The following is a 12,835-nucleotide window of genomic DNA, read 5'->3' as shown; positions in this document are numbered from 1 at the left end:
GCTCACCCGATCCCCGTACACGGCCGCGACCACGACCACGACGGCTGCGGCGGGCGGCGCGCGGCGGGCAACGGGCGGCGGGCAGCGGGCAGCGGGCGGGGCCCAGGTGCAGCCCGACCGTCCGCCCGGCGTGGTTCTCGCGCTCCCGGCGTGCGCGTCCTCCGGGCGCCGCGGCGCGCGGAGCGGCCGCCGTCAGCCAGGTCAGCCCGGCCGCCGCCGCGAACGCACGGCCCCGTCCCCCTCGGTGCGACCATGCCCTCACCCCAGGGAACCCCCGACGGCCGCCCGGCATCCGGACCGGCCCGGCCGGGCCCGGGCCGACCGTCTCTAGCGGTCCGCGCGGGCCGTGGCCAGCAGTTCCTCCGCGTGCGCCCGGGCCGTCTCGGAGTCCTCCTGGCCGGCGAGCATCCGGGACAGCTCCCGGATGCGGTCCTCGCCCTCCAGGACCTTCACGCCGGACCGGGTCACGGACCCGTCGTTGGTCTTCTCGACCAGCAGCTGCCGGTCGGCGAAGGCGGCGACCTGCGGAAGGTGGGTGACCACCACGACCTGAGCAGTCCTGGCGAGCCGCGCGAGGCGCCGCCCGATCTCGACCGCCGCCTTGCCGCCCACACCCGCGTCGACCTCGTCGAAGAGATACGTCGGCACGGGATCCGTGCCCGCGAACACGACCTCGACGGCCAGCATCACGCGCGAGAGCTCACCGCCGGACGCGCCCTTGGCGATGGGCCGCGGCGGCGCGCCCGGGTGCGGGGCGAGCAGCAGCTCGACCTCGTCCACGCCGGCCGGCCCGTAGGCGACCGGACGTCCGTCGACCTCGACCCCCTCCGGGTCCTCGGTCTGCCGGATGTCGAACGACACGCGCGCGTGCGGCATGGCGAGCGAGGCCAGCTCGGCGGTCACGGCGGCGGCGAACCGCTCGGCGGCCTCCGTGCGCGCGTCCGTCAGCGCCTGCGCAAGGCCGCCGAGTTCGCCGCGCAGCGCGTCCCGTTCGGCGGTCAGCTCGTCGACGCGCTCGTCGTCGCCGTCCAGCTCGGTGAGCCGGGCGACGCTCTGCTCGGCCCAGACGAGCACCGTGTCCACGTCCCGCCCGTACTTGCGGGTGAGCCCGGTGAGCGCGGCCCGCCGCTCCTCGACGGCCGACAGCCGCAGCGGATCGGCGTCGAGGTCGTCGGCGTACCCCGCGAGCTCGCCCGCCACATCGCCCAGCAGGATCCCGATCTCCCCGATCCGGTCGGCGAGCGCGGCCAGCGCCGGATCGTGCGACCTGACGGCCTCCAGGGCCCGCTGCGCGCCCGCGACGAGCGTGGTGGCCTCGATGCCCTCGGGATCCTCCGGGTTGCCGGCGAGAGCGGCGTGGGCGGCCGTGGCGGCGGACGACAGCGCCTCCGCGTGCCCGAGCCGCTCGGCCTCCTCCGCCAGCTCCACGTCCTCCCCGGCGCGCGGTTCGACGCCGGCGATCTCGTCGAGCCCGAAACGCAGCAGGTCGGCCTCCTGGGCCCGCTCACGCGCGCGCGTGACGATCTCGTCCAGCTCCACCGCGACGGCCCGCAGCCGCCGGTAGGCCTCGGTGTACTTGGCGAGCGGCACGGTCACCGCGTCGCCCGCGTACCGGTCGAGCGCCTGCCGCTGCCGGGACAGCTTCAGCAGCCCCTGCTGGTCGGTCTGCCCGTGGACGGCGACCAGCTCGTCGGCGAGCTCGGCGAGCACGCCCATGGGCACGCTCCGCCCGCCCACGTGCGCCCGCGACCGCCCTTCGGCGGAAACGGTACGGCTGATGAGCAACGCACCGTCGTCGAGCTCGGCCCCGGCCTCCTCGGCCCGTACCAGCACCGAGGCGTTCGGGGGCACGGAGATCCGCCCCTCCACGACCGCCTTCTCGGCGCCGATCCGCACGAGCGCGGGATCAGCGCGCCCGCCCAGCAGCAGCCCGAGGCTGGTGACCACCATGGTCTTGCCCGCGCCCGTCTCACCCGTGACAGCGGTGAAGCCTGGCGACAGCTCGACGACCGCGTCGTCGATGACTCCGAGCGACCGTATCCGCATCTCCTCCAACACGGACAAGACCTTACGAGGTCGGGGGGAGGAAGTGCGACGCCCCCCGGCCCCGGAGCACGAAGCAGCAGGTGGACGAAAGCGGAGAGGCCTCACTTATCACCCAGCCGAGTGGACCTGTCTCACGGCTGGTGCCGGGCCCCTCGCCATCCGGAGACGGGCAGGGCGAACTTCGCCACCAGCCGATCCGTGAACGAAGCGTGATGCAGCCGGGCCAGCCGGACCGGCACCGCCCCCCGCCGCACCTCGACCCGGGCGCCCGCGGGCAGCTCGACGGTCCGCCGTCCGTCGCACCACAGCACGCCCGGCGGAATGTGCGGCAGCACCTCGACGGCGAGCACGGAGTCGGGCGAGGTCACCAGCGGCTTTGCGAACAGCGCGTGCGCGCTGATCGGCACCATCAGCAGCGCCTCGACCTCGGGCCACACCACAGGCCCGCCCGCCGAGAAGGCGTAGGCGGTGGACCCGGTGGGAGTCGACAGGACGATCCCGTCGCACCCGAACCCGGTGACCGGCCGCCCGTCGATCTCCAGCACGACTTCCAGCAGCTTCTCCGCGCCGGCCTTCTGCACGGCCGCCTCGTTCAGCGCCCAGTCCGTGTGCACGATGTCGCCGTTCTTGTGCACGACGACGTCGACGGTCATCCGCTCCTCGACCTCGTAGGCCCTGGACACCACCCGGTCGACGACCTTGTCGAGGTCGTCGCGCTCGGCCTCGGCCAGGAAGCCGACGCTGCCGAGGTTGACGCCGAGCATCGGCACCCCGGACGCCCGCGCGAACTCGGCGCCGCGCAGCAGCGTGCCGTCGCCGCCGAGGACGATGAGCAGCTCGCACCCCTCCAGGCACTGCGGAGTGGCCTCGGAGACCAGCTCCACCTCCTCCGGCAGGGGCAGGTCGGCGGCCTCGTACTCCAGGACGCGCACCCCGATGCCCTCACGCAGCAGGCCCTTGACGACCAGCTCGGCGCTGCGGATGGCAGCGGGCCGCCCGGTGTGGGCGAGCAGGAAAACAGTACGAGCTCGGTTCTGAGTCAACGCGGCCCCTCCGCAACTGCACGGTCAACATCGGCCGGGTCGAGGGCAGGCGCCCCGGCCCTGAGCCACAGAAAGTACTCGACGTTGCCCGAAGGCCCGGGCAGCGGGCTGGCGGTGACGCCCTTCACCCCGAGCCCCAGGTCCCACGCCTTCCCGGCGACGCCCCGCACCGCTTCCGCCCGCAGCTGCGGACTCCGCACGACACCCCCGCTGCCGAGCCGTTCCTTCCCCACCTCGAACTGCGGCTTGACCATCATCACCAGGTCCGCGTCCGGCTCGGTGCACCGAGCCAGGGCCGGCAGCACCAGCCCCAGCGGGATGAAGGACAAGTCCCCCACGACAAGATCCACAGGCTTCCCATCGATCGCTTCAAGCGTCAACTCGCGTACGTTCGTACGGTCCTTGACGGTGACGCGTTCATCGCTCTGCAGAGACCACGCGAGTTGTCCGTATCCGACGTCGACGGCGACCACGTGCGCGGCCCCCGCCCGCAGCAGCACATCGGTGAACCCGCCGGTCGACGCGCCGGCGTCCAGCGCCCGCCGCCCCTCCACCACGAGCCCCAGCGGCACGAACGCGGCCAGCGCCCCGGCGAGCTTGTGGCCGCCCCGGGACACGTAGTCGGGGTCGTCGCCGTCGACGGCGACCACGATCGCGGCCGCCGTCTCGACCTGGGTGGCGGACTTGGTCGCGACGCTCTTGTCGACGGTGACCCGCCCGGCGGCGATCAGCTGGCCGGCATGCTCACGCGAGCGCGCGAGCTTGCGGCGGACCAGCTCCGCGTCCAGACGGCGTCGTGCGACTCCTGCCACGTTCGGTTCAGCTCCTGTGTCGATGTGCGGCCGGGGGCGCCGGAGGTCCCGGGCGGGCGTCGAGCGCGGTGAGCGCGTCGCGCAGCCCCCGGTGCACATCCTCGTACACCTCGACGTGTCCGTCGGTGGCGAGGTGGTCGGCGTCGGCCAGCCGGTCCAGCAGGGCGTCCACCTCCGCGTCGCCGGTGGGGGCCCGGGGGACGCCCAGCGGGGCGGGAGCCGCGGGATCGTGCTCCGGCTCCGGCTCGGGCTGCTGCTCGGGCACGGCCTCCGGGGCGGCCTCCGTCCCGGTCTCCGGCGCTGTGTCGCTCATGCGAAGACGCTACCCCGAACGCCTGGGGTACCGTCGATCACGATGGCCACGATCGAGGAGTGCCACGCCGCACTCGAGAAGCTCTCGGACAACATGCGCAGCGCCGACGGGGACGTCCGGACCGCCGCCGCCCTGGACCGTTCGGTGAGCTGCCGGATCACCGACCTCGACGTCACGTTCGTCGGCCGCATGGCCGGCGGCCGCATCGTCGTGCAGGACACCCTTCAGGGGCCCCCGGTGGAGAAGGCCCAGATCAGGCTGGCCATGACCGGCGACGATCTGGTCGCGCTGGTCGCCGGCGAACTGAACTTCGCGAAGGCCTGGGGCTCGGGACGGGTGAAGCTGGAGGCGGGCCTGCGCGATCTGTTCCAGCTCAGGAAACTTCTGTAGCGACCGCCTGCTCGACCCGCACCCGCGCCTTCCGCGCCGCCGGGACCACCAGCGGGGTGCCCGTCTCCGGGTCGTCGATGACCTGGCAGCGCAGCCCGAACACCTCCTCCACCAGCCCCGCGTCGACGATGTCGTTCGGCGCGCCCTGCGCGATGACCTCGCCGCCCTTCAGCGCGATCAGGTGGGTGGCGTACCGGGCCGCGTGGTTGAGGTCGTGCAGCACCGCGACGAGCGTGCGCCCCTGCTCCTCGTGCAGTTCCGCGCACAGGTCCAGTACGTCGATCTGGTGCTGGATGTCGAGGTAGGTCGTCGGCTCGTCGAGCAGCAGCAACGGAGTCTGCTGGGCGAGGGCCATCGCGATCCACACGCGCTGGCGCTGCCCTCCGGACAGCTCGTCGACATAGCGGTCGGCGAGCTCGGCGACCCCGGTCTGCGCCATGGACTCCTGCACGACCCGCTCGTCCTCGGCCGACCACTGGCGCAGGATGCCCTGGTGCGGGTAGCGGCCACGGCCCACGAGGTCCGCGACGGTGATCCCGTCGGGCGCGATCGACGACTGCGGCAGCAGCCCCAGCGTCCGCGCCACCTTCTTCGCGGGCATCGACTGGATGACCTGCCCGTCGAGCAGCACCCGGCCCCGGCTCGGCTTCAGCATCCGCGACAGCGCCCGCAGCAGCGTCGACTTGCCGCAGGCGTTCGGGCCGACGATCACCGTGAAGGAGTTGTCCGGTATCTCCACCGACAGCTGTTCGGCGATGACCCGCTGGTCATAGGCGAGGGTGACGTTCTCGGCGGACAGGCGGTTCACTGTGCTCCTTCGGTTGTTCCGGTCGGCCGGGCGGCCCTTGTCGTCGAGGGCGCCGCTCGTATCCGCCCCGCCGCTCATATCCGCCCCGCCCTGCGCTCGGTGACGAGGAGCCACAGCAGGTACACCCCGCCCAGCACACCGGTGACAACGCCCACGGGCAGCTGTCCGTCGCCGAAGAGCCGCTGCGAGGCCCAGTCGGCGGTGACCAGCAGGGCGGCGCCCATGCACAGCGACGGCACGAGGTTGGGCCCGGGCGAGCGGGTCAGGCGCCGGGCGAGCTGCGGCGCGGTGAGCGCCACGAAACTGACGGGGCCCGCGGCGGCGGTGGCGGCCGCGGTGAGCAGCACGGCGGAGACCATCAGCAGCAGCCGGACGCGCTCCACGCGCACCCCCAGCGCGTAGGAGACGTCGTCGCCCATCTCCATCATCCGCAGCCCGCGCCCGTTGGCGAGCACGAGCGGCACGAGCACACAGACCAGCGCCAGCAGCGGCCAGACCTGCTTCCAGTCACGGCCGTCGAGGGTGCCGGTCATCCACACGACCGCGCGGGACGCGTCGACGAAGTCGGCCTTGGTCATCAGATAGCCGTTGACCGCCGTCGCGATCGCCGAGAGCCCGATGCCGACGAGCACCAGCCGGTACCCGTGGACGCCCCGCTTCCAGGCCAGCAGATAGAGGAGGGCCCCGGTCGCCAGACCGCCCACCAGCGCGCCGACGGCCACCTGGGCGGCGCTCCCGGAGAACAGCACGATCATCACGAGCGCGCCGGCCGTCGCGCCCTGTCCGAGCCCCAGGACGTCCGGGCTGCCCAGCGGATTGCGCGACACGGCCTGGAAGAGCGCACCGCCGAGCCCCAGCGAGGCCCCGACGAGCAGCCCCACGAGGACCCGGGGCAGCCGCAGCTCGTTGACGATGAACTCCTGGCCGGCGTTGCCGTCGCCGAGCAGCGTCCGCACGACGTCGCCGGCCGGGATGGGGAAGTCACCGGTGCCGATCAGCACCACGCTCGCGGCGAGCGCGGCCGCCACCAGCGAGGCGACGACGATCAGCGCCCGCGGCTCCAGCCGGACGGAGAACCCACCCGGGGTGCGCAGCGCCCGAGGGCGGCGGCCGTGGGGGATCTTCTGAGCGGTCTTCACAGCTGGGCCGTCCTCCGCCGTCGTACGAGAAAGATGAAGACCGGGCCGCCGATGATCGCGGTGATGATGCCGACCTGGACCTCCGAGGGCCGGGCGACGACCCGGCCGATGACATCGGAGCCGAGCAGCAGCACCGGCGACAGGACGGCCGCGTACGGCATGATCCAGCGCAGGTCGGGCCCGGTGAACGAGCGGACGATGTGCGGGACCATCAGTCCGACGAACACGATCGGACCGCAGGCGGCGGTCGCGGCACCGCACAGCACGGTCGCGGCCAGCATCGACAGCGCCCGGGTGCGGTGGAGATCGGCGCCCAGCGCCTTGGCGGTGTCGTCGCCCATCGTCACGGCGTTCAGCGGCCGGGCGAGGGCGAACGCGAGGAGGGTGCCGACGACCAGGAAGGGCAGCACCTGCCGGATGGTCTCGTCGGTCGCCGTGGACAGCGAACCGACCGTCCAGAACCGCATCCTGGCGAGCGCCGCGTCATCCATGATCATCACGGCCTGGAGATAGCCGTAGAGCGCGGCGCTGATCGCCGTGCCGGCGAGCGCGAGCCGCACCGGCGTGGCTCCCCGGCTCCCGCCGAGGAACCAGACCAGCGCGCCGACGGCGGCCGCCCCGAAGAACGCGAACCACACATAGCCGGTCAGGCTCGTGACGCCGAAGTAGGTGATGGCGGTGACGACGGCCGCCGAGGCGCCCGCGTTGATACCGAGCAGCCCGGGGTCGGCCAGCGGATTGCGCGTCAGCGCCTGGAGCACGGCGCCGGACAGCCCGAGCGCGGCCCCGACGAGCAGCCCCAGCACGGTCCGCGACAACCGTTCGTCGACCACGACGTCCGCGTACGTGCCCGAGTCCTCGAACAGCCCGTGCAGGACCTGCGCGACGGACAACTCCTTGGCCCCGACGGCGATGCTCACCACCGCCACCAGCAGCAGGACCGCCACGGCGGCAAGCAGCCCGACGGACCGTACCGCCCGGCGTCCGGGAGGCGCGGGGGCGGTTTCCGCGCGCTGTTCAGGAACACTGTCGACCAACACGCAGTTAGGTTAGCCTACCCTGCCAACGCGCTTCGATACCTGGTCACGGCCCGTGCCGGCCCGCTCAACGTCACCGCGCCCCGGCCCCACCACCCGCTCCTCTTCAGGCCTCTTCAGGCCTCTTCAGCCGTCTTCCGGCAGCCGGGCAGCCGGGCGGCTACAACCCCAGCCGCGCCAGCGCCTTCCCTCCGTCCAGCTCACACGTCCCGTCACCGGCGGCCGTCCAGGCCGCCGCGCACAGCGCCCGCAGCCCGTCCATGCTCTCGCCGTCCCCCGCCAGCTCCAGACTCCCGGCGCCCGCGCTCGCCGTCCAGCCACCGCACCGGAAGCCGTCACCGTCCACGGCGACCTCGGGCTGACCGGTGAGCATCCCCCGCAGATCGCTGTCGACATACGTGGGCCGGTGCTGCGGCGGCGCGGCGAGCAGCTGCGCCCCGTCGGTGACACCGGTGAGGACGAGCAGCGAGTCGACCTCGCCGTTGAACGCCCCCTCGATGTCCGTGTCCAGCCGGTCCCCGACGACCAACGGCCGCTCGGCGCCGGTCCGCAGGATCGTCTCCCGGTGCATCGGAGGCAACGGCTTGCCCGCCACCTGCGGTTCGGCCCCGGTCGCGATCCGCACGACCTGCACCGCCGCGCCGTTGCCCGGCGCGATGCCACGCCCGCTGGGAATCGTCAGGTCGGTGTTGGACGCGAACCACGGCACCCCGCGCGCGACGGCGTACGAAGCCTCGGCGAACCGTCCCCACGGCAGATCGGGCCCGCCGAACCCCTGCACCACGGCCGCCGGATCGTCGTCCGCCGACTCCACCGGCTCGAGCCCGCGCTCGCGCAGCGCGACCCGCAGCCCCTCCCCGCCGATCACCAGCACCCGCGCGCCCGTCGGCACCTGCTCACTGATCAGCCGCGCGACCGCCTGCGCCGAGGTGATGACGTCGTCGGCGTCCGTCGGTATCCCCAGCTCCGTCAGATGCCCGGCCACCGCGTCCGGCGTCCGCAACGCGTTGTTGGTGACGTACGCGAGATGCATCCCGCCCGCCCGTGCGGTGGCCAGCGACTCGACGGCGTACGCGATCGCGTTGCCCCCCGCGTACACCACCCCGTCCAGGTCGAGCAGCGCCGTGTCGTACGCCTCGCTCAGGGCCTGCCCACTGCCCTCGGGCCTCGTCCTGACGCTCCGGCTCATTCCGCATCGCTCCTCGTTCGTTCCGCTTTCCCCCGATCATCCCGCATGCCACCGACACACGTACGATGCCGGGATGAACTCAGCAGGTCACTCGGAAGCAACGGCGCCCCGAGGCCTGGAACTCACCCCGTTCCGAGGCCTGCGCTACGACCCCGACCGGGTCGGCAGTCTCGCCGCCGTCACCTCCCCGCCGTACGACGTCGTGGTCCGCCCCGACGGCCTGCACCACCTCCAGGACGCGGACCCGTACAACATCGTCCGTCTGATCCTGCCCCAGGCCACCACTCCCGCCGCCCGCAACGAACAGGCCGCCGACACCCTGCGCGGCTGGCTGTCCGAGGGCGTCCTCACCGCCGACCCCGAGCCCGCCCTGTACGTCTACGAGCAGCGGCACGCGGACGGCATGCTCCAGCGCGGCCTGATCGGCACCCTGCGCGTCTCGGAGCCGTCGGAAGGGATCGTCCTCCCCCACGAGGACGTCATGCCGCACATCGTCGCGGACCGCGCGGCCCTGATGCGCGCCACGCACGCGAACCTGGAGCCCCTCCTCCTCACCTACCGCGGCGACGGCACGGCGGCCGAGATCGTGGACCGCGCGGCGGAGCGTCCCCCGCTGCTCTCCACCACCACCGAGGACGGCTACAGCCACCGTCTCTGGGCGATCACCGACCCCACCGAGACCGCCCGTGTCCTCGCGGACCTCGCCCACCACCAGGCCCTCATCGCCGACGGCCACCACCGCTGGGCGACCTACCTGCGTCTGCGCGCGGAGCACCCGTCCCCCAGCCCCTGGGACCACGGTCTCGTCCTTCTGGTCGACACCGCCCGCTACCCCCTGCGCGTCCGCGCCATCCACCGCCTCCTGCACGGCCTTCCAGTGGCCGACGCCGTGACCGCGCTCGACGGCCGGTTCCGCGTCCAGCGCCTGGACATCCCCCTCGCGGAAGCCCTCGACGCCCTCGCGGACGCGGCCTGCGCGGGCAACGGGTTCCTCCTGGCGGGCGACGGCGCCTTCCACCTCGTCGACCGCCCGGACCCGGCACTGCTCGACCGCACGATCCCCGCCGACTTCCCCGAGGCCTGGCGCACCCTGGACGCCACGGTCCTGCACGCGACGCTCCTCGAGCACATCTGGCACATCCCGGAGGACGACCCCTCCCGCATCGCCTACATCCACGACACGGCCGCGACGGTACGCAAGGCGGAACGCGACGGCGGTACGGCGGTCCTCCTGCACCCGGTCCGCGAAGAGGTCGTCCGCGAACTCGCCCGCCAGGGCGTCACGATGCCCCGCAAGTCGACGTCCTTCGGTCCGAAGCCCGCTTCGGGCCTGGTCCTGCGCGCACTCGACCTCTGAACGCACGAAGGGGCGGGACCCGGTCGAAACCGGATCCCGCCCCTTCGTCGCCGTCACCGGCCCACGTCAGTCCTCGTCACGGTCGACCGCACCGCGCTCGGCCTCGTCACTGCCGGCCTCGACGTCGTCCTCGTCCTCGACCTCTTCCGTCGCCTTCTCGACGACGCCCCCGTCCGACACGGACTCGGTCCGAGTCTCGGTCCGGGACTCGGTCTCGGCCGCGTCCTCGGTCTCGTTCTCGTCCAGGGCGTCGACGAAGTCCACCCCGTCCAGCTCGGCGAGCCGGTCGGAGGCGTCCGTGCTGCCGTCCCGGTCGGCCTCGAGGGCCTTCGCGAACCACTCCCGTGCCTCGCCCTCACGCCCGGCGGCCAGCAGCGCGTCGGCGTACGCGTACCTCAGCCGCGCGGTCCACGGCTGGACGGAGCCGGCAGCGAGCTCGGGACTCTGCAACGTCACGATGGCCGCGTCCAGTTGCCCCATGTCACGCCGGGCGCCCGCCGCGACGAGCCGCATCTCCACCTGGCCGGCCTTGTCGAGCTTGTTGACCTCGGGAGCGCCGGCCATGTCGAGCGCCTTCTCCGGCCGCCCGAGCCCACGCTCGCAGTCGGCCATGACGGGCCACAGTTCGACACCGCCGGACATCCGCCGTGCGGCACGGAACTCGGCGAGCGCCTCGCTGTACTTCTGGGTGGCGTACGCGGCGAAACCGGCCGCCTCCCGCACGGCGGCGACACGCGAAGCGAGCCGCAGGGCCACCTTGGAGTACCCGTAGGCACCCTCGGGGTCCTCGTCGATCAGCCGGGCGACCATCACCAGGTTCTTGGCGACATCCTCGGCAAGCGTCTTGGGCAGGCTCAGGAGCTCCTGCCGTACGTCCTTGTCGATCTCGTCACCGGTGACGTCCTCCGGAATCGGCAGCCGCTTGATCGGCTCCCGGTCGCGCTCGTCACGGAACCGAGGCCCGCCACCATGCCGGTCGTCCCGACGGTCGTCGCGCCCGTCACGGCCCCGGAATCCACCGGACCCACCGGGCCGTCCACCACGGTCGTCCCTACGAGGACCACGGTCGTCCCGAGGACCGCGGAATCCACCACGCTCACCGCCCCGGTCGTCACGACGCTCGTCGCGCCGGAAAGCGGGTCGCTCGCCACCACGGTTGTCGTCACGCCGGAAGGGGGGACGTTCGCCGCCGCCTCGGTCGTCACGCCGGTCGTCGCGACGGAAGGCGGGACGGTCGCTGCCTCGGTCGTCACGGCGGAAGGGAGGACGCTCGCCCCGGTCGTCACGACGCGGCCCACGGTCGTCACGCTGGAAGGCCGGACGAGAACCACGGCTGTCATCGCGACGGTCATCACGGCGATCGTCGCGACGGCCGAAGCCACCACGGTCACGATCCCCGCCCCCACCACGATTGTCGTCGCGCCGGAAGGGAGGACGCTCGCCACCACGGTTGTCGTCACGCCGGAAGGGGGGACGCTCGCCGCCCCGGTCGTCACGACGGTCATCGCGGCGGTCGTCACGACGGAAGGCGGGACGGTCGCTGCCTCGGTCGTCACGGCGGAAGGGAGGACGCTCGCCCCGGTCGTCACGACGCGGCCCACGGTCGTCACGCTGGAAGGCCGGACGAGAACCACGGCTGTCATCGCGACGGTCATCACGGCGATCGTCGCGACGGCCGAAGCCACCACGGTCACGATCCCCGCCCCCACCACGATTGTCATCGCGCCGGAAGGGAGGACGCTCGCCACCACGGTTGTCGTCACGCCGGAAGGGGGGACGCTCGCCGCCCCGGTCGTCACGACGGTCATCGCGGCGGTCGTCACGACGGAAGGCGGGACGGTCGCTGCCTCGGTCGTCGCGACGGAAGGGAGGACGCTCGCCCCGGTCGTCACGACGCGGCCCACGGTCGTCACGCTGGAAGGCCGGACGAGAACCACGGCTGTCGTCACGACGGTCATCACGGCGATCGTCGCGACGGCCGAAGCCACCACGGTCACGATCCCCGCCCCCACCACGATTGTCATCGCGCCGGAAGGGAGGACGCTCGCCACCACGGTTGTCGTCACGCCGGTCGTCCCGGGGACCACGGAATCCACCGCGCTCACCACGATCACTACGGCCTCGGTCGTCACGACGGTCATCCCGACGGCCAGAGCCGGCACGGTCGTTGTCGCGACGGAAACCGCCACGGTCCCCGCCGTTGCCGCCGCGGTTGTCACGGTCCCCACTACTGTCCCGTCGCCGCTGGTCGCGCTCCGGTCGATCGTCGGGAGAGTTGGTGGACATCGGTGACTCCTGTCTTCGGTACCGCAAACATTCTCGCGCACCCGGGTACCCGGCGCGCTACAGAAAAACAAAAAGGACCCCTGGTCCCAGCTGAACGCTGGGACCAGGGGTCCTTCCAAAGATTGTTCGGCGGTGTCCTACTCTCCCACAGGGTCCCCCCTGCAGTACCATCGGCGCTGTGAGGCTTAGCTTCCGGGTTCGAAATGTAACCGGGCGTTTCCCTCACGCTATGACCACCGAAACCCTAATGGTTTCGAGCGAACAAGCACACTTTTTACTTGTTTTCAGCTCTAGCCGGCAACAGTCGTTGCCTCAGAACTAACACAGTGGACGCGAGCAACTGAGGACAAGCCCTCGGCCTATTAGTACCAGTCAGCTTCACCCATTACTGGGCTTCCACATCCGGCCTATCAAC

General features: G+C 72.3%; 11 protein-coding genes and 1 rRNA gene. 2 read left to right on the top strand and 10 right to left on the bottom strand.

Annotation, left to right across the window (positions count from 1 at the left end):
• Positions 1–327: 327 nt before the first annotated feature.
• The 4 genes from recN to ABT070_RS42550 form a co-directional block, all read right to left on the bottom strand.
• Entirely contained in the window at positions 328–2,046 is a 1,719-nt protein-coding gene (recN, locus tag ABT070_RS42565; protein ID WP_351768375.1) for a DNA repair protein RecN, read from the bottom strand.
• Between the two features lie 131 nt (positions 2,047–2,177).
• Positions 2,178–3,089, bottom strand: coding sequence for an NAD kinase (locus tag ABT070_RS42560; protein WP_351768352.1), 912 nt, complete (start codon positions 3,087–3,089; stop codon positions 2,178–2,180).
• Positions 3,086–3,901: a TlyA family RNA methyltransferase gene (locus tag ABT070_RS42555; RefSeq protein WP_351768351.1), complete on the bottom strand. Its 816-nt coding sequence runs from the start codon at positions 3,899–3,901 to the stop codon at positions 3,086–3,088. The genes ABT070_RS42560 and ABT070_RS42555 overlap by 4 nt, the downstream gene beginning before the upstream one ends.
• Positions 3,902–3,908: 7 nt before the next feature.
• A complete protein-coding gene (locus tag ABT070_RS42550) occupies positions 3,909–4,214 on the bottom strand; it encodes a hypothetical protein (RefSeq protein ID WP_351768350.1) in 306 nt (101 codons plus the stop codon).
• Between the two features lie 42 nt (positions 4,215–4,256).
• Between ABT070_RS42550 and ABT070_RS42545 the strand changes: the two genes are divergently transcribed.
• Complete coding sequence (locus ABT070_RS42545; RefSeq protein WP_351768349.1) at positions 4,257–4,604, top strand: SCP2 sterol-binding domain-containing protein; 348 nt, start codon at positions 4,257–4,259, stop codon at positions 4,602–4,604.
• Here ABT070_RS42545 and ABT070_RS42540 read toward each other — a convergent pair.
• The 4 genes from ABT070_RS42540 to ABT070_RS42525 all read right to left on the bottom strand — a co-directional run bounded on the left by ABT070_RS42540 (position 4,588) and on the right by ABT070_RS42525 (position 8,777).
• On the bottom strand, positions 4,588–5,490 hold the full coding sequence (locus ABT070_RS42540) for an ABC transporter ATP-binding protein (RefSeq protein WP_351768348.1): 903 nt from the start codon (positions 5,488–5,490) through the stop codon (positions 4,588–4,590). The two genes, ABT070_RS42545 and ABT070_RS42540, sit on opposite strands and share 17 nt — an antisense overlap.
• Entirely contained in the window at positions 5,487–6,551 is a 1,065-nt protein-coding gene (locus ABT070_RS42535) for a FecCD family ABC transporter permease (RefSeq protein WP_351768347.1), read from the bottom strand. The genes ABT070_RS42540 and ABT070_RS42535 overlap by 4 nt, the downstream gene beginning before the upstream one ends.
• Positions 6,548–7,591 carry a FecCD family ABC transporter permease gene (locus ABT070_RS42530; protein ID WP_351768346.1) on the bottom strand — a complete coding sequence of 348 codons (1,044 nt, stop codon included), beginning with the start codon at positions 7,589–7,591 and terminating at the stop codon, positions 6,548–6,550. Before ABT070_RS42530 ends, ABT070_RS42535 begins: the two co-directional genes overlap by 4 nt.
• A 157-nt stretch (positions 7,592–7,748) precedes the next feature.
• Positions 7,749–8,777 (bottom strand): HAD hydrolase-like protein, encoded by a 1,029-nt coding sequence (locus ABT070_RS42525; protein WP_351768345.1) that lies wholly within the window; start codon positions 8,775–8,777, stop codon positions 7,749–7,751.
• A 73-nt stretch (positions 8,778–8,850) separates the two neighbouring features.
• Here ABT070_RS42525 and ABT070_RS42520 point away from each other — a divergent pair, with 73 nt between their 5' ends.
• Positions 8,851–10,134 (top strand): DUF1015 domain-containing protein, encoded by a 1,284-nt coding sequence (locus tag ABT070_RS42520; RefSeq protein ID WP_351768344.1) that lies wholly within the window; start codon positions 8,851–8,853, stop codon positions 10,132–10,134.
• Positions 10,135–10,200: 66 nt separating this feature from the next.
• Here ABT070_RS42520 and ABT070_RS42515 read toward each other — a convergent pair whose 3' ends face one another.
• Together ABT070_RS42515 and rrf are read right to left on the bottom strand one after the other, a co-directional pair.
• On the bottom strand, positions 10,201–11,052 hold the full coding sequence (locus tag ABT070_RS42515) for a hypothetical protein (RefSeq protein WP_351768374.1): 852 nt from the start codon (positions 11,050–11,052) through the stop codon (positions 10,201–10,203).
• A gap of 1,492 nt (positions 11,053–12,544) precedes the next feature.
• Positions 12,545–12,661 (bottom strand): 5S ribosomal RNA (rrf, locus tag ABT070_RS42505).
• Between the last annotated feature and the right edge of the window lie 174 nt (positions 12,662–12,835).

The organism is Streptomyces sp. NPDC002884 (genome assembly GCF_040295245.1).
Taxonomy (GTDB): Bacteria; Actinomycetota; Actinomycetes; order Streptomycetales; family Streptomycetaceae; genus Streptomyces.
Note: the sequence above shows the minus strand (reverse complement) of the source record. Positions and strands in the feature narration are given on the sequence as shown.